Raw genomic sequence first — 627 nt, 5'->3', positions numbered from 1 at the left:
AAGCGATCACCCAACTGAAATCGATGATCGTCAACGCCCCCGACCCGATCCGGACTGACCTCCGCCAGCTCACCGACACCAAATTGTTCGCTGCGTGCGCATCCCTGCCACCCGCAGCCAGGCGTCCCGTCGATCTCGATTCCGCCGTAGGTGCAGCGTTGCGGTCGGTGGCCCTGCGGATACAGGACCTCACTGCCGAGGAGCGGATCCTCGCCATCCAGATCGAAGCACTCGTCGCTGCACACGCACCGCACCTGCTGGCACGGTTCGGAGTCGGTGCCAGCACCGCCGCGCAGCTGTTGATCACTGTCGGCGACAATCCCGAACGAGTCACCTCCGAGGGATCCTTCGCCCGCCTGTGCGGTGTCGCCCCGATCCCCGCGTCCTCTGGGAAAACACAACGACACCGCCTCGACCGTGGAGGCGACCGCCAAGCAAACCGGGCGCTCTACACCATCGCCGTCACCCGGCTACGCAGCGACGAACGAACCCAGCAATACCGAGACCGGCGCCTCGCGGAAGGAAAAACCCCACGCGAAATCACCCGATGCCTCAAACGCGCCATCGCCCGCGAAATATTCGGCCTACTGAAGCCCACACCCAGCCCTTGACAGACATAGGAGCATC

General features: G+C 64.3%; 1 protein-coding gene. It reads left to right on the top strand.

Going from position 1 to position 627, the window contains the following annotated elements; translation table 11 throughout:
• Positions 1-611 (top strand): transposase (locus tag R3P95_RS26075; RefSeq protein ID WP_317549902.1); only part of this gene is annotated, 611 nt, incomplete at its 5' end.
• Positions 612-627: the final 16 nt, after the last annotated feature.

Origin of the sequence: Rhodococcus cercidiphylli (genome assembly GCF_033042225.1) — a bacterium.
Lineage (GTDB): Bacteria > Actinomycetota > Actinomycetes > Mycobacteriales > Mycobacteriaceae > Rhodococcoides.
The sequence above is the reverse complement of the archived record's forward strand: the minus strand, read 5'-3'. Positions and strand labels throughout refer to the sequence as shown.